The sequence below is a fragment of the Propionivibrio dicarboxylicus genome (genome assembly GCF_900099695.1).
Classification (GTDB): domain Bacteria; phylum Pseudomonadota; class Gammaproteobacteria; order Burkholderiales; family Rhodocyclaceae; genus Propionivibrio; species Propionivibrio dicarboxylicus.
In genome coordinates this window covers 1-18,530 of the sequence record NZ_FNCY01000001.1, presented here as the reverse complement: position 1 = coordinate 18,530, position 18,530 = coordinate 1, and the positions used below count along the sequence as shown (strand labels likewise).

Sequence of the window (18,530 nt, the reverse complement as noted above, 5' to 3'; positions counted from 1 at the left end):
CATGAAAAACGAGCTCGATGCGCTTGAACGTAAAATTGGCCAGATCGTCGGGCTGAACGCTGCGTTGCGCGCCGAGAATCTGCAGCTCCGACAACAACTCGTTACGGCCGAGGCCGAACGCGAGGAGATGGCGGCGCGCATGGCTGCGGCCTGCGAGCGGATCGAGCAGCTTGTCCAGCAACTTCCTGAATCGAAAACGCCCGACGCCTAGCCTATGCCCAACGACGTGACCTTTCTCGATATCGTTCTGCTCGGTAAGGAATACCGGGTCGCCTGTCCTCCCGAAGAGCGCGAGGCGCTGCAGGCGGCCGTGGCGTTTGTCGATGGCAAGATGCACGAGATCGCCGAAAAGACGCGCAGCAATATTTCCGAGCGGATCGCCGTCATGGCGGCGCTCAACATCGCGCACGAACATCTTAACCTGAAGGCGTCGGCCGATACGCCGCAACTGACCGCGGAGTCGGAAACAGGAGTGGACATCGCGGCGCTAATGCGTAGAATTCAGGACATGGAGGCGCAACTTGATGCGGCGCTGGCGTCGCAAGAAAAGTTGTTTTAGGGCACAGCCCTGAGTCTCCGAAGTTGTTCCCTGCGGTGTTTGTCAAGGCCATAGATTCCTTGAACCAATGCTAAATTGGCATCGGTTGCTGACCTGAGAAACCGCTGTTGTGTGCGCCCCTTGTCGGGTGGACCTGATGCGGAAGGAAGGCGACCTACTCTGGACCCCGGTTCAGGATGCCGGCCTAACGGCACTTGCGGGGGCTTTATCCGGCAGCGCGGAGCTTGGCTCCGCGCTGTTTTTTTGTCTGACCGTTTGTAAAGCGCATGGAAACTTTTCTGATTTCTTCCGTTGTCGTCGCCTTGTCCGAACTGGGCGACAAAACGCAAATGTTGGCCTTGTTGCTGGCGGCGAAGTATCGTCGTCCGGCACCGATCGTCCTGGCGCTGATCGTGGCGACCTTGCTCAGCCAGGCCTTGGGCGGTGGCGTGGCAATGCTGCTCGGCATGTTCATGAAGCCCGATGCCTTGCGTTGGGTGCTGTGCGTCAGTTTCGTCGGCCTTGCCGGTTGGTCCCTGTCGTCCGATCCGTATGAAGCCGGTGAGGACAAACCCTTGCGTTTCGGCGTCTTCGGTACGGCGCTCGTCGCCTTTTTCCTCGCCGAATTCGGCGGCAAGGCGCAGGTCACGACGCTGGTCATGGCGGCGCAGAGCAAGGCGGTGGTCAGCGTGGTGGCCGGATCCTCTCTCGGTGTGCTGATTGCGACGCTGCCGGCGATTCTGCTCGGCGACCGATCGTCGGGACGTTTGCCGGTCGAAGCCGCGCATTGGGTGGCGGCGGGGGTGTTCGCCGTGCTTGCGTATTTTGCCTTCTTTGGCGGGGGCGCGCGCTTCGGTTTCTGAGCGCCATTGACGCCGGGTCGTCGGGTAGAATGACCCGATGACTACATCATCCGAAGCCCCGCGCGGGCTACGCCGTAGCGTTTGCCCGCACGATTGCCCGAGCGTCTGCGCGCTCGCCGTCGAACTCGAATCGTCGGGACTGCTCGGCCGCATTCGCGGGGCCGATCAGTCTTATACCGATGGCATTATATGCGCCAAGGTCGCGCGTTATGCTGAACGGATTCACCACCCCGAGCGCCTGCTGCATCCGCTGCGGCGCGTCGGCGCCAAGGGCGGCGGATGCTTCGAACGCATCTCCTGGGAAAACGCTTTCGATCTTCTTGTCGAGCGGATCGGCGCGGCCGTGGCGCAGGACGGGCCGCAGGCTGTCTGGCCCTATCACTATGCCGGAACCATGGGCCTGGTGCAGCGCGCGGCGCTGCGCCGCCTCGGGCATCTGGCCGGTTGGTCGCGGCAGCGCGAGACCTTCTGCGTCGCCTTGGCCGACGCCGGCTGGCTCGCCGGCGCCGGCGTCAAGCGCGGCATCGATACGCGCGAGATCGTTCATTCCGACCTGATCGTCGTCTGGGGCGGCAATCCGGTCCATACGCAAATCAACTTCATGCACTGGGCGCAGAAGGCACGGCGCGCACGCGGCGCCCGGCTGGTCGTCGTCGATCCCTATCGCACGCCGACGGCGGCGCAGGCCGATGTGCATCTGGCCCTGCAGCCGGGAACCGATGGCGCGCTGGCCTGCGCGGTGATGCATGTCCTGCTCGCCGAGGGGTTGGCCGATCGCGATTACCTGGCCCGTTACACCGATTTTTCACCGCAGATCGAGCAACACTTGGCGGCGCGGACGCCGCAATGGGCGGCAGGGATCACCGGCCTGACAGTCGAGGAAATCGTCGATTTCGCGCGCAGCTACGGGCAGACGCCGAACAGCTTCCTGCGCATCGGCTTCGGGTTCACGCGCCAGCGCAACGGCTCGGCGGCGATGCATGCCGTGTCTTGCCTGCCGGCCGTCAGCGGTGCCTGGCAGCATCCCGGCGGCGGCGCCCTGTTCGGTCAGAGCGGGCTATATGGGCTGAACACGGCCTTCCTGAATGGGCTCGATGCCGTCCAGCCAGACACCCGTCTGCTCGATATCAGTCGTCTCGGTGCCGTGTTGGGGGGCGATCGGCGCGATCTCGGCGATGGGCCGCCGGTCCGGGCGATGATTGTGCAGAACACCAATCCGGCCGTGGTGGCGCCCGAGAGCGCGCGGGTGCGCGCCGGGCTGATGCGCGAGGACCTGTTCCTGTGCGTGCACGAGCATTTCATGACCGACACGGCGCAGCTGGCCGACCTCGTGCTACCGGCGACGATGTTCCTTGAGCATGACGATCTCTATCAGGCGTCCGGGCATACCTTCCTGCAATCGGCGGAGGCGCTGATTCCGGCGCCCGGCGAGTGCCGCTCGAACCATGCCTTCATCAGCGAACTGGCGGGGCGCCTGGGCGTTGCGCACGGCGCCTTCGGGATGTCCGCGGCGGCGCTGATCGACCGCGTGCTGGCCGATTCCGGACGGCCGTCGGCGGCCGAGATCCGCGCGCTGGGCGGGCTCGATTGCGCCTTGCCCTTCGAGCGCGCGCATTTCCTCGATGGCTTCGGTCATCCCGACGGGCGTTTCCGCTTTGCCCCCGATTGGGCTGCGCGCGGGGCGGGTGGTGCGGCGATGCCGGCATTTCCGGATCATCAGGCGGTGATCGACGCGGCGACGCCGGCAAAGCCGTTCCGTCTGGTGGCGGCGCCGGCGCGGACCTTCCTCAACACTACGTTCACCGAGACGCCGACCTCGCGCGCCAAGGAAGGGCGGCCGACGGTGAAGGTGCATCCGGAGATCTGCCGGACGCTCGATCTTGCCGATGGGGAAATCGTCGCGCTCGGCAATGCGCTTGGATCGGTGCGTCTGCATGTCGAGATCTGCGACGGCATGCAGCCGACGACGCTGATCGTCGAGAGCCAGTGGCCGAACGCGGCCTTCCTTGATGGTATCGGCATCAACACGCTGATCAGCGCCGAGCCCGGCTATCCGGCAGCGGGTGCTGTTTATCACGATACGGCGGTGTGGCTGCGGCGCGCGTCGCAACCCTGACGCCGCCAGCGCTCAGGCAGTGATTTCGAGGCGGTTGCCGTCAGGGTCGAGGACGACACTCTCGTAGTAGCCGTCGCCGGTCCGGCGTGGGCCGTCGACAATGACCATGCCGTCGGTGCGCAGACGTTGCGTCAGCGCGTCGACGGCCGCGTCGCTGCCGACGGAGATCGCCAGGTGCGTCCAGCCCATGCGTTGTGCGCCGGGTTCGGCCGTCAGCGGCGCGAGTTGGCGTGTTTTCATCAGCTCGATGCGCGCCCCGCTGGCAAAGGCGACGAAGCAGGATTCGAAGCCTTTGGCCGGGTTTTCGTAGCGAGGTCCGGGGTGCGCGTCGAAATAGCGCGCATAGAAATCGGCGAGCCGGTCGAGATCGTCGGTCCAGAGGGCGATGTGGTCGATATGCATGGCGGGTGTCCGCGAAGTGTCATCGCATTATCGTTGTCGTGGTGCGCGCAGGGAAGCGCTGGCGCGGAACTTGTCGCCTCCGGCCGTGCCCAACCGGCGATTCCTTGTTGATACCTGTCATGCTGAATTTCGATAATCGTTGGGTGCGCGAACTGCCGGGGGATCCCGAGACGCGCAATGTGCCGCGCCAGGTCGAGGGCGCCTTGTGGTCGCCGGTCGCGCCGACGCCGGTGGCGGCGCCGCGCCTGTTCGCGTATTCGCCCGAAGTGGCGCAACTGCTGGGACTCGACGCCGACGTGTTGGCGTCGCCGGCATGGCTCGCGGCGCTGGCCGGCAATGCCTTGCTGCCAGGCATGACGAGCTATGCCACCTGTTACGGCGGGCATCAGTTCGGCTCCTGGGCGCGGCAACTCGGCGACGGCCGGGCGATTTATCTTGGCGAAGTGCTGACCGCCGCCGGTGCGCGCTTCGAACTGCAGTTGAAAGGCGCCGGCCGCACGCCGTATTCGCGCGGCGCCGACGGACGCGCCGTCTTGCGTTCCTCGATTCGCGAATTTCTCTGCAGCGAGGCGATGCATCATCTTGGCGTGCCGACGACGCGCGCCTTGTCGCTGGTGACGAGCGGCGAGGCGGTCGTCCGCGACATGTTCTATGACGGGCGTCCGGTCGAGGAACCGGGAGCGATCGTCTGCCGCGTCGCGTCCTCGTTCGTGCGTTTCGGCCATTTCGAGTTGCCGGCCTCGCGCGGCGATGTTGACTTGTTGCGCCGCCTCGTCGATTTTGTCATCGACCGCGATTTCCCGGCGCTGGGGCCGGCCGACGACGGGCGGATCGTGCGCTGGTTCGTCGAGGTGTGCGAGCGCACGGCGCGCCTGATGGTCGACTGGATGCGCGTCGGCTTCGTGCATGGGGTGATGAATACCGACAACCTTTCGATCCTCGGGTTGACGATCGATTACGGTCCTTATGGCTGGATCGACAACTTCGATCCGGGCTGGACGCCCAACACCACCGACGCGAAAGGACGGCGCTACTGCTTCGCGCGGCAGCCGGCGATCGCCCGCTGGAATCTCGAGCGGCTGGCCGAGGCGCTGGCGCCGCTGGCCGAGGCCGATGCCCTGGCGACGGGGATCACGCGCTATGGCGAGGTTTATAACGCGGCCTTCGCCGCCGCGTTTGCCGCGAAATTCGGTTGGGTGGCGTGGCGCGAGGCGGATGCCGAACTCGTCGATGCCGTCTTCGACCTGATGCAGCGCGCCGAGGTGGATATGACGATCTTCTTCCGGCAACTGGCGTGGGTCGATCCCTTGTCGCCGGACCCGACAGTGCTGGAAGAGGCGTTCTACCTGCCCGAGGCCTTGGCCGTCGAGCATGATGCGTTGACTGAATGGCTGCGGGCCTGGGGGCAGCGCGTCGCATCCGATGGCGAGTCGGCCGACCGACGTGTGGCGCGCATGAATGCCGTCAATCCGCGCTATGTGCTGCGCAATTACCTGGCGCAACAGGCAATCGATCGCGCCGAGCAGGGCGATCCCGCGCTGGTGCTGGAATTGCTCGAGGTGCTGCGCCGGCCGTACGAGGATCAGCCGGGACGCGAGCGTTTTGCCGCGCGACGTCCCGATTGGGCGCGTGACAAGCCGGGCTGCTCGATGCTCTCCTGTAGCTCCTGATTCCGCGTAGAATGGGGCTTCCCACCGATTTTCACGGAGTCTGTATGCCGTTCTCGACCGACCTGATGCATGAACTCAACGCCCTCCTTCGCTTCGACCCGGATTCCGGGCAGCAAGGGCTCAAGGTCCACAAGACGGCCGGCGACGAGGTGATCGCCGCGATGAAGCGTCTGCATGCCAAGGGATTGGTGACGCAGGCCGACGGCGGTTATCTGACGCCGCTCGGGCGCGAGGCGGCGAGCCACGCGCAGGCGCTGACCGGCCTGCTCACGGCCGGCGTCGCCGCCCAGGTCGGCGCCTAACGCTTCAGCGTTTCGAGCGTCGCCAGGAAAGTCTCGGTGTTCTGAAAGCCGACGACGCGCGTGTCGGTGATTTCTGTGCCGGTGCGATCGAAAAAGATCATGCCGGGCGGGCCGAACAGCTGGAAGCGCGCGAGCAGCGCCTTGTCATCGGCAGTGTTGGCGGTGACGTCGGCACGCAGCAAGGTCCAGCCGGCAAAGGCCTGCTGGACGCGTGGATCGGAGAAGGTCTTGCGCTCCATTTCCTTGCAGGTGATGCACCAGTCGGCGTAGAAGTCGAGCATGACCGGCTGGCCGGCGGCACGCACCCGCGCGTCAAGCTCTGCCACGCTGCGGACGGATTCGAAGGCGAGGTGCTTGCTGACGCCGCGTTGGCGGTCGCCGTTGAAGCTGGCGAGCAGTTCGGGAACGCTCTTGCCGCCCGAGAAAGCGTTGGTCAGCAATAAACAGCCGGCGATCAGCATGGCGACCCCGACGAGCTTGATCACGCGCTGCGGACCGGTGACGCCGGTCTTCGGCAGCGGCCGGTAGGCTTTCCACAGGAGCGCCGGCACGAGCAGCAGCAGCCCCCAGGCGCCGGTTTCGACGGCCGGCGGCAGGAACGGCGAGACGAGCCACAGCGCCGTGCCGAGCAGGATGAAGCCGAACGCCTTCTTGACCGATTCCATCCACGGGCCGGCTTTGGGCAGCAGCGTGCCGGCCGACAGCCCGACGAGCAGCAGCGGCACCCCCATGCCGAGCGCCATCGTAAACAGTGCCGTGCCGCCGAGTACGGCATCGCCGGTCTGGCCGATATAAAGCAGCGCGCCGGCCAACGGGGCGGCGACGCAGGGACCGACGATCAGCGCCGAGAGCGCGCCCATGATCGCGAGTGCCGGCAGCGAGCCGCGCCGGAAATGCAGCGCCTCTTCCGAAACGCGCGTTTGCAGGAAAGCAGGCAGTTGCAGTTCGTAGAAGCCGAACATCGAGAAGGCGAGGGCGATAAAAATCAGCGCAAAACCGCCGAGCGCCCACGGCGTCTGGAAGGCCGATGACAGCAGCGTACCGGTCAGCGCCGCGCCGACGCCGGCGGCGGCGTAGGTGAACGCCATGCCAAGAACATAGGCGAGCGAGAGGACGAAGCCGCGCGCGTGGGAAATGCCATGTTCCTGGCGGCCGGCATTGACGATGATACCGGAGAGGATCGGCAGCATCGGCAGTACGCAGGGTGTCAGCGAGAGCAGCAGGCCGAAGCCGAAAAAGCTGACGATGACGAGCCAGAAATCGGCGTGCTGCAACAACTGGGCGATGCGTCCCGATTCGTCGCCGCTGCCGGGCGCGGGGGCTTTCGGTGTCGTCGCCGGGTCGGGCAGGTCGACGCGCAGCATCTGTTGTTGCGGCGGATAGCAGATGCCGTCCTCGGCGCAGCCCTGCGAGGTGACCTTGAGCGTGACCGGCAGGATGCCCGAGACGTTGCGTTCGACCGGAATGCGGATCGCCGCCTGCTTGTAGAGGACTTCGACCTGGCCGAAGGTCTCGTCGCGCTTCTGCTTGCCCTTGGGCAGCGTCGGTACGCCGATCGACAAGCTCGCCGGTTCGATGTTGAAGCGAAACTTGTCGCGGTAGAGGTAATAGCCGGCGGCGATATCGAAGCGTACTTCGACCGTGTCGCCGTCGAGCGCACGCGCGCTGGGCCGGAACGCCTGGTCGGGCGGCAGGAACTGGGTGGCCAGGGCCTGCGTGGCGCACAGCAGGAACGAGAACAACAGGAAGAGGCGTCGCGTCATGGGGGGATTCTAGGGCTGCGAGGTTTCGGCGGCGACCCAGGCCAGATAGTCGGGCAGGCCGCGTGACACCGGAAAGGCGATGATTTCGGGCAGTTCGTAAGGGTGCTGCGCGCGGATGGCGGCTTCGAGCGCCGCATAGCCGGCGTCGGTCGTCTTGATCAGTAGCGGGATTTCGTCGGCCTGCTCGACGGCGTCCTTCCAGCGATAGACCGAGCGGCAGGGCGCAAGGATGTTCACGCAGGCAGCCAGACGGGCGTCGACCAGCGCGGCGGCGAGGCGGTCGGCGCTGGCCCGGTCGGGCAGGTTGGTGAGGACGAGCAGGACGGCGTTCATCAGCGGGATTCTATCAGTGCCGCCAGCCGCGCAGGACGATGTCGCGGATCGTCTGTAGCTGGCCATGGAAGAAATGGTCGGCGCCCGGAATGACGGTGATCGGCAGGCGCTGCGGTTCGGCCCAGGCGAGGACGTTGGCGAGCGGCACCGTGTCGTCGTTGGCGCCGTGGATGAGAATGCTGTCGCGCGCGACCGGTTCGGCGACGTAGTGGCGGTCGCCGGCGATTGTGCCGGTGGCGAGTCCGACCAGCACCAGACCTTGCGCCGCGCGTCCGGCTTCCTGCAGGCGCCGGGCGACGCGCGTCTGCACGTAGGCGCCGAACGAGAAACCGGCCAGCGCCACCGGAAGCTCGCCGTGCCGCGCCTGGGCGTCGGCGATCACGGCGAGCAGGTCGTCGGTCTCGCCAAGGCCGTTGTCATGGGCGCCGGCGCTGTCGCCGACGCCGCGGAAGTTGGGGCGCAGCGCGAGGTAGTCGAGTTGCGCGAAGCTGCGCGCCAGCGTCTGCGCCACCTTGTTGCTGGCGGCGCCGCCGTAGAGCGGATGCGGATGGGCGACGATGGCGATGCCGCGTGGCAATTCCGGGGCGTCGACCAGCAGTTCGATCGCGCCGGCGGGGCCGTCGATGCGGCAGGTTTCCTCGTGTGGCCTCATGCCGACGGCAGCTTGAGACGTTCGACGACGCGGCCGTTGATCAGGTGTTCCTGGATGATTTCCTCGACGTCGTTGGTGTCGACGTATTGGTACCAGACGCCTTCGGGATAGACGACGAGGACCGGGCCATCATCGCAGCGGTCCATGCAGCCGGCCTTGTTGATGCGGATCTTGCCTTTGCCCTTGAGGCCGAGTTGGCCGATGCGGTCCTTGGCGTAGGTCTGGGCGGTCGTCGCACCGAGCGCGTTGCAGCAGCTTTCGCCGTCGGGGCGCTGGTTGCAGCAGAAAAAGACGTGGTGCTTGAAATAGCTCATGAGCGAACCCTTTCGTTGTGATGTCGTGAGGTCTGACCGTGGAAGCGCGCTATGATTCAGCGTCGGCGTCCGAACAGGCTCAGGCAGGGCAGTGCCAGGAAGGGCCAGAGACTGGCGGTCAGTCGGGTGAGACCGTTGAAATTGAGAAAATGTCCTTGCTTCCAGACGTTCAGGACGACGACGGAATAAGGATTGGCCGGGGCGATATTGACGAGCACTGTGCCGGCCATCAGCATCATGCCGGCAATGGCGACGCGCCCGGCTGGCGGCAGCAGCAGGCACAGCGACAGGAGCAGGACGCCGACGGAAAAGCCGAGTCCCGCGCCCGGCGTCAGCCAGTCGAAGGCCTGCTGCGGGCCGAGCAGGATCATCGCGGCGCCGGTCCGGACGGCGAGGGCGGCGATGAAGAAACTGCCGAGCAGGGCGAGCGAGGCTTGTTGCGGCGCGAGCAGCGAACGCACGATCAGGCCGATGGCGATGGTGTTGCAGAAAACGATGCCGGCTTCGAGGGCGAAAAAGGACGAGGGCGCATAGGCGACCGCCGGCGGGATATCGAAGAGATGGCGCAGGTCGCCGGCGCCGAACAGGAAGGTTTCCGGCGACAACAGTGTAAACAGCCACAGGCCGACCAGGACGACGGCGACTTCGATGTGCGGCGTCGGCGCCAGGCGGCGCTGCAGGCGCGTCAGCGTGCCGGTCAGCCAGCGTCCGAGCGCCAGGGCCAGCAAAGCGCCGAGCGCCGTGCCGAGCATGTTGCAGGCGAGGTCGAGATTCGACGGGACGCGCGACGGCAGCCAGGTCTGGATGGCCTCGACACAAAAGCTCAGCAGTCCGCCGAGCAGCGTCGCCATCACTGCGGCCAGCCATTGTCCGGGGGCGCGCTGCAGCGCCAGGGTCAGGAGCAGGCCGAGCGGCAGGTAGGCGAGCACGTTGGCGACCATGTCGAACGCGGTCCAGTATTGCGGCCAGTCGGTGGTCAGGAAGGCCAGCGGCGAGATGGCGGTATCCCGCCAGCCGGAGAAGGGATGCAGGCTGGCATAGACGATCAGCGCCGTGTAGACCGGGGTCAGGGTGCGCGGCAGTCGGGTCATGGCAGTCGTCGGCCGCTCAGTGCGCTGCGCCGTGCGTCGTCGCGACGCCGATTTTCTGGGGCAGCAAGGAACCGGCGATCATCGCGACGATGGCGGCGGCCAGACCGATCAGCTGGGCCGGGATCAGGCTCGCTTCGCCGACGCTGAGGTCGAGGGCGAGCCAGGTGCCGACGCCGAACAGGATGGCGGCGAGCGCGCCCTGCGTCGTGGCGCGTTTCCAGTAGGCGCCGAAGAAGAGCGGCACGAAGGCGCCGGCCAGCGTGATCTTGTAGGCGCTTTCGACCATCTTGAAGATCGAGGCGTTGGTGTTGAGGGCGAAGCCGAGCACGACGCAGGTGAAGCAGACGATCGTGATGCGCATCAGGCGCAGGAAGGCGCGGTCGCTGATGCCGGGAAAAAAGCCGCGCACGACGTTTTCGGAGAAGGCGACGGACGGTGCCAGCAGGGTCGCCGACGAGCAGCTCATGATCGCCGACAGCACGGCGCCGAAGAAGATCGCCTGGGCGAATACCGGCGTGTGCTGCAGCACCAGCGTCGGCAGAACGAGTTGAGAATCGTTCTGCAGCAGGCCGTTGAAGAGATCCGGGTCGATCAGCGTCGCCGAGTAGGCGATGAACATCGGCACGAAGGTGAAGGCGAAATAGGTCAGGCCGCCGAGGACCGAGCCGATGATGGCGATGCGTGCGCTCTTGGCCGAGGTGACGCGCTGGAAGACGTCCTGCTGCGGGATCGAGCCGAGCATCATGGTGAGCCAGGCGCCGAGGAAGGCGAACCACTGCGACGCGTCGGCCTCGGGAAAGAAATCGAGCTTGCCGGCGGCAGCGGCGTGGCTGACGACGGTGTCGACGCCGCCGGTCATGCCGGCCATGAGATAGGCGATGAACAGCATGCCGCCCATGACGACACCCATCTGTACGAAGTCGAGGATGGCGACCGAGAGCATGCCGCCGAAGGTGGTGTAGGTGAGCACGATGGCGGCGCCGAGGATCATGCCGGCCGATTGGGAAATCGCGTCGGCGGTGACGACATTGAAGACGAGGCCGAGCGCCTTGATCTGGGCGGACACCCAGCCGAGGTAGGAAGTGACGATGCAGAGCGTGGCGAGGATCTCGACGCTGCTGTTGAAGCGGATGCGGAAGAAGTCGCCGAGCGTCAGCACGTTGAGCTTGTACAGGCGCGTGCCGTAGAACAGGCCGGCGATGACAAGGCAGAGACTCGAACCGAAGGGGTCGGCGACGACGCCGCGCAGGCCGTCCTTGACGAAGGTGGCGGAGACGCCGAAGACCGCTTCGGCGCCGAACCAGGTGGCGAAGACGGTGGCCATGACAACCGGCAGCGGCAGGCAGCGTCCGGCAACGGCAAAATCCTTGGTGTTTTCGACCCGGGTGGCGACGTAGAGACCGACGCCGATCGAGAGCGCGAGATAGGCGACGACGAACCAGATGAGCATGCGCGTGTCCAGCAGGCGGGTAAGTTGATAAAAAACAGCGCATTATACGTTTTTGCCGGCGTCATGCGCCAACCCTTTTTCGGTCGCGATGTGCGACCGCCGCAGGCCTTGAAGCGCCGGGCCTGGCGAAGGGCCGGAGGTGACATCACGAGCGGGTTTTGGCCGGCGTCCTCGCCGCGCCGTTTTGGCCCCGGTTTGACAAGGTATTGATTCCTCAGTAGTATCGCGCCCCTGTCGTGTTGGGCGGGCCCATTCCGGGACCGCGGCGCGACCGGAACTCTTCCTTATTTGGCGTATCGAACGCCTTTCACCTTGAGGAGCATGGAAGAGTTACCCCGCGATCCTCCCGATCGCGTTCCTGGGTCTAACAGTCTGTTATCCACCCGCCTGTAACCGCTTGTCGCACGGCTTGTCTTGCGCGATGACAACAGTGAAGGAGAGTGAGCATGTCAGCTTCAATTTCGCTCAAGCAACTTAGGTCCCGACGTGCCGATGCGGCACTGCATCTGGCGCAACATTGCCTGATGATCGTCGGTCTGATCCTTGTCCTGGATTTCATCAATCTGACGCTCGGTGATCCCGTTTCCGAGCTTTTCCGGTCGTTTGCACCGGAATCCGGTGTCGTCGCTGTCGGCGCGCCGGAAAACGATGCGGCCGACAAGGCCGAATCGACCGCTGTCGACGCTTCGTTGGCGGCCCTGTCGCCGCAAATGCGCGGCGCCCTGTCTTATGTCGCCCAGCGCTACAAGGTTTCGGCCGAAGCCGTGCGTCCGGTTTTCGAGGCGGTTCAGCTCGTCGGCCAGGAACGTCGGATCGATCCCTTGCTCATCGTCGCCATTATTGGCGTCGAGTCGGGCTTCAATCCGTTCGCCGAGAGTGCCATGGGTGCGCGCGGCCTGATGCAGGTCATTCCGCGTTTCCATATGGACAAGGTGCCGGATGGCGGCGGGCGCGGTGCTTTCCTCGACCCGGTCACCAACATCCGTATCGGCACTTCGGTGCTGCAGGAAGCCATCCAGCGCCGCGGCGGCTTGGCGGCAGGGCTCCAGTACTATGCTGGGTCGTCCGACCCGCAAGGGGTCTATGCCAACCGTGTGATCGCCGAGCGGGCCCGTCTGGAACAGGCTGCCCGGCGCGCTGCCGGCTGACCCCGGTAGCGGCTCAGGCCGAACTCGTCATGCGCCAGATGGCCTGGCGGGCTTCGGCCGGGAGCACCAGTTCGGCCTGCGCCAGCGGCGTCGTCAGCGCATCGTCGAAATGCAGCAGGCCGGATTCGTCCTCGCGCAGCAGGTCGGCGTCGATCAGATGCGCGATCAGGATCGCGAAGGCCGACTTCTCGGCGTATTCGGGCGAATCGCTGGTGTAGAGCAGCGCCAGGCGTTGGGCGAGCAGGTGGCAATCGTTTTCGAGTTGCTGCCGCGTCTTCATGCCGGGGCCGCTCTGCTGCAAGAGTGACAGTGTCAGGAAATGACGCTCCAGCGTCGGGCGCAGCGTTTCGCCGAGCATGCGTAATTCGGCGGACTCCGGGCGACTCGCTTCGGGAGGACTGAGCACGTCGCGATCGTCGCACTGCAACAGCGAACGCGCGGTGAGCACGGTGATGATGCCGTTGATGATGCCGCTCAGTTCGGCCGAGGGCCAACGCAGGAACAACTCGGTCCGCATCAGGCCATAGATGCCGCTGACCGCCTCGATGATCCGTTGCCGGCCCAGGTGACGGTTGTGGCTGATCAGGCAGGCGATCAGCGCCGGCAGCGCAAAGAGGTGCAGGACGTTGTTGCGGAAGTAGCTCAGCAGCGGCGCCGTGCCGTTCGGGAGGCTGATGAGGTCGCCGAGCGGATGCGTGACCCGCGTGGCGATGCCGAGGCGTTCGTTGTACGCGACGATTTCCGCCGGTGTCTGTGTGCACAGCACCGTCGTGTCGGCATAGCGCGCGTCGGCGGCGATGGCCTGATAGTGCGCGATCATTTTCAGCAGGGCCTGTTCGTCGGCGGTGTGCCTGGGCGTGGCGAGCAGGACGAGGGCGAGCAGATTGACCGGCGTGATGACGGCGCCGTCATTGAGCCGGGTGGCGAGGGCAATGGCCGCCTGGCGCGTCGCGTCGCGCGACCAGTCGCCGGGCTTCTCGCCTTGCCAGCCGGGGCGGCAAGCTTCGAGGAAGTGGCCGAGATCGAGCGGCTCGCCGAAGTTGATGTGGACCTTGCCATACTCCTTGCGAATCTTGCGCGCACTGCTCAGGACCGCCCAGAGCGATTCCTTTTCCTTCGGCTTGCCGGCCAGTTCGCGCAGGTAGGTCTTGCCTTCGAGCAGCTTTTCATAGCCGAGGTAGACCGGGACGAAGACCAGCGGCCGGTGATGTTCGCGCACGAAACTGGCGATCGTCATGCCGAGGATGCCGGCCTTGGGATTGAGGGTGCGGCCGCTGCGGCTGCGTCCGCCCTCGATGAAGTATTCGAGCGGGAAGCCTCGTGTCAGCATCAGGTGCAGGTATTCGTTGAAGACGGCGGCATAGAGCGGCTCGCCCTTGAAGGTGCGGCGCAGGAAAAAGGCGCCGCAGCGGCGCAGCAGCGGACCGACCAGCGCCATGTTGAGATTGGCGCCGGCGGCGATGTGCGGTGGCGTCAGTCCGTTCTTGTGCAGGAAGTACGACAGCACCAGATAGTCGATGTGGCTGCGGTGCGCCGGCACATAGACGATGCTGTGGCTCGGGGCGATGCGCAGGACGGTGTCGAGGTGGTAAATGTCGATGCCGTCGTAGAGCCGCGACCACAGCCAGGAGAAGAATATTTCAAGCGCGCGCAAGGCGCCGTAGGAGTAGTCCGAGGCGATTTCCAGCGCAAAGCGCCGGGCTCGGTGCTGCGCTTCCTTGGGCGAAATGCCGCGCGCGGTCGCTTCGTTGGCGATCGCCGTCTGTACCGAGGCGGCGGTGAGCAGTGTCTCGATTTGCGTATTGCGGTGCGACAGGTCGGGACCGATGGCGATTTCGCGCTGCCGCCGAAAATGGACGCGCAGGACGCGTGACAGCTTGCGCAGCGCCAAGGACTCGTCGAGCTTGTCGGTTGCCAGTCCGTGCAGCGAGATGGGCGGGTTGAAGCGGACGAGGACATTGCGTCCGTGCAGGAGAACGGTAAGCAGACGGCCGAGACGGCCGACCTGCTGCCAGGTTTCGGAGAAGAGCGCGCCGAGGATCGATTCCTGTTTGTCCGGACTGCGCCCCCACAGGATGACGACCGGGACGATTTGGATGTCGAGCTCCGGTTGGACCATCATCTCATGGATGAGCGTGCGCATCAGCGTCGGCGGGGCGTAGCGTTCTCGCGCGCTGGCCATTGGTGAATGGCGTCGATTCAGGGAGAAGCGGGCGTGCTTGGCGATCGTGCGATCGCCGATTTTGAGCGGCTTTTCCGCTGGCGGCAGCCCGGCGCGCCGCGACTCCTCGAAGAGCACGCACTGGTTCGAGAGATGTTCGTCCTGGAGGACGTAGCAGACGGGCTTTGTCGGGTCGAGACCGAGTTCGGCCGGGGTTTCCGGGAAAACGGTGGTGCGTACCCAGAGATAGAGCGCCCGGCGGACGAGCTGCGCGGTCCAGCCGGGAAGGTCGAAAAATCCGGTCATGTGCGTTGTCTTTTTTGTTTTACGGGGAATTGTATGACCTGTCTGCCGCACGGGTGACCGCCTGAGGCGGGGCCGGCGAGCACCGGGTTGGCCCGGAAGTTCCGCGAAAACGGAGCTTCCGGGCGTTCGTCAGTGCCGTTCGGACGGCGATGATCGCGCGCAGTGTAGCGCGAGAATGTCAGTCGTCGTCAAGCCCGGTGACCTTGTGCTTCGAGGCCAGTTGCTGCTGCGTTTGCGCCGGGACCGGCGCGTAATGCGAAAAGACGATGCTGTACGAGCCTTGACCGCCGGTGAGCGACTTGAGCCGCCCCTGGTAGTCGTCGAGTTCGGCGAGCGGCACCTTGCCCGAAATCGACATCGTGCCGGCTCCCCGCGGCTGCGTGCCAGTGACTTGACCGCGCTTGCTCGACAGGTCGCCGGCGAGATCGCCGACCGCGTGTTCCGGCGAGGTGATCTCGATATCGACGATCGGCTCCAGGATGATCGGCGTTGCCGCCCGGATCGCTTCGATCACCGCCTTGCGGCCGGCGGTGAAGAAGGCGATGTCCTTGCTATCGACGGCGTGCGACTTGCCATCGTTTACGACGACGCGGATGTCCGAGACCGGGAAGCCGCCAACGACACCGTCTTCGAGCGCCTGGCGTACACCCTTCTCGACCGAAGCCATGAAGACGCCGGGAATGGCGCCGCCCTTGACCTCGTCGGCGAATTCGAAGCCGGCGCCGCGTGGCAGCGGTTCGACGCGCAACATGACTTCGCCGAACTGTCCGGCGCCGCCCGTCTGCTTCTTGTGGCGACAATGCCCCGGCGCCTTGCCGGTGATCGTTTCACGGTAATCGATCTGCGGCGGCTTGGTGTCGAGTTCGATCTTGTATTGCTGCGCCATGCGCGCGAGTTTCGCACGCAAGTGCATTTCGCCGAGGCCGCGGATGACGGTTTCATTGGTGGTCGGATGGCGCTCGACCTTGAAGCAGGGATCCTCGATTTCCATCTTGTGCAGCACGTCGAAGAGGCGCTGCTCGTCCGATTTCTTCTTGGTCTCGACGGCCAGGCCCTGCATCGGCAGCGGAAACTCGAGCGGTTTCAGGTGGATGTGGTCCTCGTCGTGCGAATCGTGCAGGACGCCGTCGAATTCGATCTCTTCGACCTTGGCGATGGCGCCGATGTCGCCGGGGATCAACTGGTCGACTTCGACATACTCCTTGCCCTGCAGGCGGTAGAGATGGCCGATCTTGAACGGGCGCTTGACGTCGCCGACGAACAGTTGCGACTCTTTCTTGATCGTGCCCTGATGGACGCGGAAGACACCCAGCTTGCCGACGAAGGGGTCGCTGACGACCTTGAAGACATGCGCCAGCACATGCCGTTTGGGATCGGCGACGGCGTCGAACGGCTCGGCGTTCTCGTCGATGGGCTCGCCCTTGTAGAACGGGGGCGCATTGCCTTCGGTCGGGTTCGGCGCCAGTTTGGCGAGCGCGTCGAGCAGTTGCGGGATGCCGGCGCCGGTCTTGGCGGAAACGAACAGGATCGGGATCAGATGCCCGGCGCGCAGGGCCTTTTCGAATGGCGCGTGCAGGGCTTCGGCGCTTGGGTCGGCGCCGTCTTCGAGATATTGCGCCAGCAGATCCTCGTCTTCTTCGACGATCTGGTCGATAAGGGCGCGATGGGCTTCGACGACCGATTCGAAATCGCTGTCGCCGCTTGCGTGTTCGAGTACTTCGATGACGTCCTGGCCATGATGCGCCGGGAGGTCGAGAATCATGCATTCGCGGCCGAAGCGCTCGCGGATGTCGGCGAGCAGCTTGGGCAGATCGACGTTTTCGGCGTCGATCTTGTTGATGACGATCATCCGGCACAGGTTGCGTGCGGCGGCGAGTTTCATCATCCGTTCAGTCGATAGTTCAATGCCGTTCTGGGCGTTGATGACGATCAGCGCGGTGTCGACACCGGCGAGGGCGCTGATGGCCGGGCCGGCGAAATCGGGATATCCCGGAGTGTCGATGAGGTGAACCTGTGCGTCGAGCCAATTGAAGCTGACGACGGCAGAGTTGATGGAGTGACCGAGTTCCTTTTCCTGGGGATCGAAATCGCAGACGGTATTGCCCTTCTCAACGAGCCCTCGTGTGGTGATGGCGCCGGCCGCGGCGAGCAGCGTTTCGGCAAGAGTAGTCTTGCCTGCTGCGCCGTGGCCGACAAGGGCTACGGTACGAAGGTTGGCGGTAGTGTGCTGACCCATGTTATCTCCCGTGAATGATGAACACGCTCTGTTCGGGGCGAAAACCGGACGAAGCCCCGTTCGGAGCAACTAGCTACTCTGGATTCCTGCGCAACGGATTCATTCTACATCTTGACGTCATTAAGGGAATACTTGAAAGCAACTGTTTTGAAGCCTTGCCGCCGATTGCTCATGACGATGTGTTTGGTCGCTACGGCACCCTGTAACTTTTTTTGCCGAACATCGCTGCAAACGTCGATTTGCCGCGGTTTCTGCACGATTTTGCGTTGACCCGATCCCGGCAGGAGGCCGATAATTGGAGGTTATATCGTTTGCCGCCCGATGCCATTTTTTGGGAAGGCGGCAATTGATGATGCCGTCTTTTTTTTGATGAGAGATTGTGAGGGAGATCGATGGAAAATCTAGGCTGGGGTTTACAGATGACCGTTCTCGGTATGGGACTGGTCTTCGCCCTGCTGGCGCTGTTGTGGGTTCTGCTGACGCTGGTGCTCAAGCTTGACAAGGAAGAGGAAGAACCTGTCCATGCGAGTGCCGAGGCCGACGAGGCGGAAGACGATGCGACAGTAACGGCGACGGGTACGACGGAACTGGCTGCCGATCTGGTGGCGGCGATCACGGTCGCCGTGGCCAAGTACCGGGCTCAGCGCATGCCGGCGGATCTTGCGGCGGCGATTACGGTCGCGGCGTTGGAGCACCGCAAGGCGACCGGGCCGTGGAAGCCCGCGGTTGCGCGGTCGTTCTGGCCGGGTACCGGTCCGAGCCGGTGGACGACGGACGGCCGGGCACGGGCTCGGCAAACGAATAACTGGAATCCTTGGGGGAAGTAATGCGACGCTACACAGTGAATATTGGCAGCAAGGAATATGTCCTTGACGTTGAGGCGACCGACTTCGATCAGTTCGAGGTGCATGTGGGAGGACAGGCCTACGCGGTGGCGCTGAGCGAAGACCAGGCGGGCGGCGCGACGATTGTGCCGGTTGCTGCAGCTCCGGCGCCGGCACCGAAGGCGGCACCGGCACCGTCTGCTGCGCCGGCTCCGGCCGCTGCGCCTGCGGCGGCACCGGCGCCGAAGAAGCAACCGGCGGGTGGTGGCGGCAAGGGCGCGCTGAAGGCGCCGATGCCTGGCGTGATCCTGGAAGTGAATGTCAAGGCTGGCGACAAGGTAACGCGTGGTCAGCAAGTGGC

Annotated in this window: 19 protein-coding genes and 1 other RNA gene; 11 read left to right on the top strand and 9 right to left on the bottom strand. The window is 64.9% G+C overall.

What is annotated here, in order from left to right; translation table 11 throughout:
- Position 1 precedes the first annotated feature (1 nt).
- The 5 genes from BLR25_RS00095 (at position 2) to BLR25_RS00075 (ending at position 3,517) form a co-directional block, all read left to right on the top strand.
- The gene (locus BLR25_RS00095) at positions 2–211 is read left to right on the top strand and encodes a hypothetical protein (RefSeq protein WP_091931445.1); all 210 of its coding nucleotides are present in this window, start codon (positions 2–4) and stop codon (positions 209–211) included.
- Between the two features lie 3 nt (positions 212–214).
- Complete coding sequence (locus tag BLR25_RS00090) at positions 215–559, top strand: cell division protein ZapA (protein WP_091931442.1); 345 nt, start codon at positions 215–217, stop codon at positions 557–559.
- Between the two features lie 24 nt (positions 560–583).
- Positions 584–766, top strand: a non-coding RNA gene (gene ssrS, locus BLR25_RS00085) — 6S RNA.
- Positions 767–825: 59 nt separating this feature from the next.
- Complete coding sequence (locus tag BLR25_RS00080; protein ID WP_091931440.1) at positions 826–1,401, top strand: TMEM165/GDT1 family protein; 576 nt, start codon at positions 826–828, stop codon at positions 1,399–1,401.
- Between the two features lie 37 nt (positions 1,402–1,438).
- Positions 1,439–3,517 (top strand): molybdopterin-dependent oxidoreductase, encoded by a 2,079-nt coding sequence (locus tag BLR25_RS00075; protein WP_091931438.1) that lies wholly within the window; start codon positions 1,439–1,441, stop codon positions 3,515–3,517.
- A gap of 12 nt (positions 3,518–3,529) precedes the next feature.
- On the opposite strand, the gene BLR25_RS00070 is transcribed toward BLR25_RS00075, so the two are convergent.
- On the bottom strand, positions 3,530–3,919 hold the full coding sequence (locus BLR25_RS00070; RefSeq protein ID WP_091931436.1) for a VOC family protein: 390 nt from the start codon (positions 3,917–3,919) through the stop codon (positions 3,530–3,532).
- Between the two features lie 119 nt (positions 3,920–4,038).
- Here BLR25_RS00070 and BLR25_RS00065 point away from each other — a divergent pair, with 119 nt between their 5' ends.
- Together BLR25_RS00065 and BLR25_RS00060 are read left to right on the top strand one after the other, a co-directional pair.
- The gene (locus BLR25_RS00065; RefSeq protein ID WP_176785678.1) at positions 4,039–5,589 is read left to right on the top strand and encodes a protein adenylyltransferase SelO; all 1,551 of its coding nucleotides are present in this window, start codon (positions 4,039–4,041) and stop codon (positions 5,587–5,589) included.
- A 44-nt stretch (positions 5,590–5,633) separates the two neighbouring features.
- Positions 5,634–5,891: a TIGR02647 family protein gene (locus BLR25_RS00060; RefSeq protein ID WP_091931433.1), complete on the top strand. Its 258-nt coding sequence runs from the start codon at positions 5,634–5,636 to the stop codon at positions 5,889–5,891.
- On the opposite strand, the gene dsbD is transcribed toward BLR25_RS00060, so the two are convergent.
- From dsbD to BLR25_RS00030, 6 genes are read right to left on the bottom strand one after another with little or no spacing between them, the layout of a single operon-like run.
- Positions 5,888–7,654 carry a protein-disulfide reductase DsbD gene (gene dsbD / locus BLR25_RS00055; RefSeq protein WP_091931431.1) on the bottom strand — a complete coding sequence of 589 codons (1,767 nt, stop codon included), beginning with the start codon at positions 7,652–7,654 and terminating at the stop codon, positions 5,888–5,890. The two genes, BLR25_RS00060 and dsbD, sit on opposite strands and share 4 nt — an antisense overlap.
- Before the next feature lie 9 nt (positions 7,655–7,663).
- Entirely contained in the window at positions 7,664–7,987 is a 324-nt protein-coding gene (gene cutA, locus BLR25_RS00050; protein ID WP_091931428.1) for a divalent-cation tolerance protein CutA, read from the bottom strand.
- A gap of 13 nt (positions 7,988–8,000) precedes the next feature.
- Positions 8,001–8,639 (bottom strand): alpha/beta hydrolase, encoded by a 639-nt coding sequence (locus BLR25_RS00045; RefSeq protein WP_091931425.1) that lies wholly within the window; start codon positions 8,637–8,639, stop codon positions 8,001–8,003.
- Positions 8,636–8,953, bottom strand: coding sequence for a (2Fe-2S) ferredoxin domain-containing protein (locus BLR25_RS00040; protein WP_091931423.1), 318 nt, complete (start codon positions 8,951–8,953; stop codon positions 8,636–8,638). The genes BLR25_RS00045 and BLR25_RS00040 overlap by 4 nt, the downstream gene beginning before the upstream one ends.
- 56 nt (positions 8,954–9,009) lie before the next feature.
- Positions 9,010–10,044, bottom strand: coding sequence for a VanZ family protein (locus tag BLR25_RS00035; protein WP_091931412.1), 1,035 nt, complete (start codon positions 10,042–10,044; stop codon positions 9,010–9,012).
- A gap of 16 nt (positions 10,045–10,060) precedes the next feature.
- Entirely contained in the window at positions 10,061–11,494 is a 1,434-nt protein-coding gene (locus tag BLR25_RS00030; protein ID WP_091931410.1) for a high affinity choline transporter 1, read from the bottom strand.
- A 446-nt stretch (positions 11,495–11,940) separates the two neighbouring features.
- Here BLR25_RS00030 and BLR25_RS00025 point away from each other — a divergent pair, with 446 nt between their 5' ends.
- Positions 11,941–12,642: a transglycosylase SLT domain-containing protein gene (locus BLR25_RS00025; RefSeq protein ID WP_091931408.1), complete on the top strand. Its 702-nt coding sequence runs from the start codon at positions 11,941–11,943 to the stop codon at positions 12,640–12,642.
- Between the two features lie 13 nt (positions 12,643–12,655).
- Here BLR25_RS00025 and plsB read toward each other — a convergent pair whose 3' ends face one another.
- Together plsB and fusA are read right to left on the bottom strand one after the other, a co-directional pair.
- Positions 12,656–15,109, bottom strand: a complete 2,454-nt coding sequence (plsB, locus tag BLR25_RS00020) for a glycerol-3-phosphate 1-O-acyltransferase PlsB (protein WP_091931406.1) — start codon at positions 15,107–15,109, stop codon at positions 12,656–12,658.
- 178 nt (positions 15,110–15,287) lie between these two features.
- Positions 15,288–17,345 carry an elongation factor G gene (gene fusA / locus BLR25_RS00015; protein WP_091931404.1) on the bottom strand — a complete coding sequence of 686 codons (2,058 nt, stop codon included), beginning with the start codon at positions 17,343–17,345 and terminating at the stop codon, positions 15,288–15,290.
- A 14-nt stretch (positions 17,346–17,359) separates the two neighbouring features.
- Between fusA and BLR25_RS20820 the strand changes: the two genes are divergently transcribed.
- The 3 genes from BLR25_RS20820 to BLR25_RS21475 form a co-directional block, all read left to right on the top strand.
- Positions 17,360–17,551, top strand: a complete 192-nt coding sequence (locus tag BLR25_RS20820) for a hypothetical protein (protein WP_143009715.1) — start codon at positions 17,360–17,362, stop codon at positions 17,549–17,551.
- Between the two features lie 213 nt (positions 17,552–17,764).
- On the top strand, positions 17,765–18,172 hold the full coding sequence (locus BLR25_RS00010) for an OadG family transporter subunit (RefSeq protein ID WP_176785677.1): 408 nt from the start codon (positions 17,765–17,767) through the stop codon (positions 18,170–18,172).
- Positions 18,172–18,530, top strand: a 359-nt coding sequence (locus tag BLR25_RS21475) for a hypothetical protein (RefSeq protein ID WP_218122578.1), incomplete at its 3' end; no start/stop codon positions are given. The genes BLR25_RS00010 and BLR25_RS21475, both read left to right, overlap by 1 nt.

Excerpts from the sequence above, each read along its gene's own strand:
- plsB (WP_091931406.1), bottom strand. The coding sequence starts at position 15,109 with ATGACCGGATTTTTCGACCTTCCCGGCTGGACCGCGCAGCTCGTCCGC.
- BLR25_RS00065 (WP_176785678.1), top strand. The coding sequence starts at position 4,039 with ATGCTGAATTTCGATAATCGTTGGGTGCGCGAACTGCCGGGGGATCCC.
- BLR25_RS00030 (WP_091931410.1), bottom strand. The coding sequence starts at position 11,494 with ATGCTCATCTGGTTCGTCGTCGCCTATCTCGCGCTCTCGATCGGCGTC.
- cutA (WP_091931428.1), bottom strand. The coding sequence starts at position 7,987 with ATGAACGCCGTCCTGCTCGTCCTCACCAACCTGCCCGACCGGGCCAGC.
- BLR25_RS00060 (WP_091931433.1), top strand. The coding sequence starts at position 5,634 with ATGCCGTTCTCGACCGACCTGATGCATGAACTCAACGCCCTCCTTCGC.
- BLR25_RS20820 (WP_143009715.1), top strand. The coding sequence starts at position 17,360 with ATGATGAACACGCTCTGTTCGGGGCGAAAACCGGACGAAGCCCCGTTC.
- BLR25_RS00075 (WP_091931438.1), top strand. The coding sequence starts at position 1,439 with ATGACTACATCATCCGAAGCCCCGCGCGGGCTACGCCGTAGCGTTTGC.
- BLR25_RS00035 (WP_091931412.1), bottom strand. The coding sequence starts at position 10,044 with ATGACCCGACTGCCGCGCACCCTGACCCCGGTCTACACGGCGCTGATC.
- BLR25_RS00090 (WP_091931442.1), top strand. The coding sequence starts at position 215 with ATGCCCAACGACGTGACCTTTCTCGATATCGTTCTGCTCGGTAAGGAA.
- BLR25_RS00080 (WP_091931440.1), top strand. The coding sequence starts at position 826 with ATGGAAACTTTTCTGATTTCTTCCGTTGTCGTCGCCTTGTCCGAACTG.
- BLR25_RS00045 (WP_091931425.1), bottom strand. The coding sequence starts at position 8,639 with ATGAGGCCACACGAGGAAACCTGCCGCATCGACGGCCCCGCCGGCGCG.
- BLR25_RS00095 (WP_091931445.1), top strand. The coding sequence starts at position 2 with ATGAAAAACGAGCTCGATGCGCTTGAACGTAAAATTGGCCAGATCGTC.
- dsbD (WP_091931431.1), bottom strand. The coding sequence starts at position 7,654 with ATGACGCGACGCCTCTTCCTGTTGTTCTCGTTCCTGCTGTGCGCCACG.
- fusA (WP_091931404.1), bottom strand. The coding sequence starts at position 17,345 with ATGGGTCAGCACACTACCGCCAACCTTCGTACCGTAGCCCTTGTCGGC.
- BLR25_RS00040 (WP_091931423.1), bottom strand. The coding sequence starts at position 8,953 with ATGAGCTATTTCAAGCACCACGTCTTTTTCTGCTGCAACCAGCGCCCC.
- BLR25_RS00010 (WP_176785677.1), top strand. The coding sequence starts at position 17,765 with ATGACCGTTCTCGGTATGGGACTGGTCTTCGCCCTGCTGGCGCTGTTG.
- BLR25_RS00070 (WP_091931436.1), bottom strand. The coding sequence starts at position 3,919 with ATGCATATCGACCACATCGCCCTCTGGACCGACGATCTCGACCGGCTC.
- BLR25_RS00025 (WP_091931408.1), top strand. The coding sequence starts at position 11,941 with ATGTCAGCTTCAATTTCGCTCAAGCAACTTAGGTCCCGACGTGCCGAT.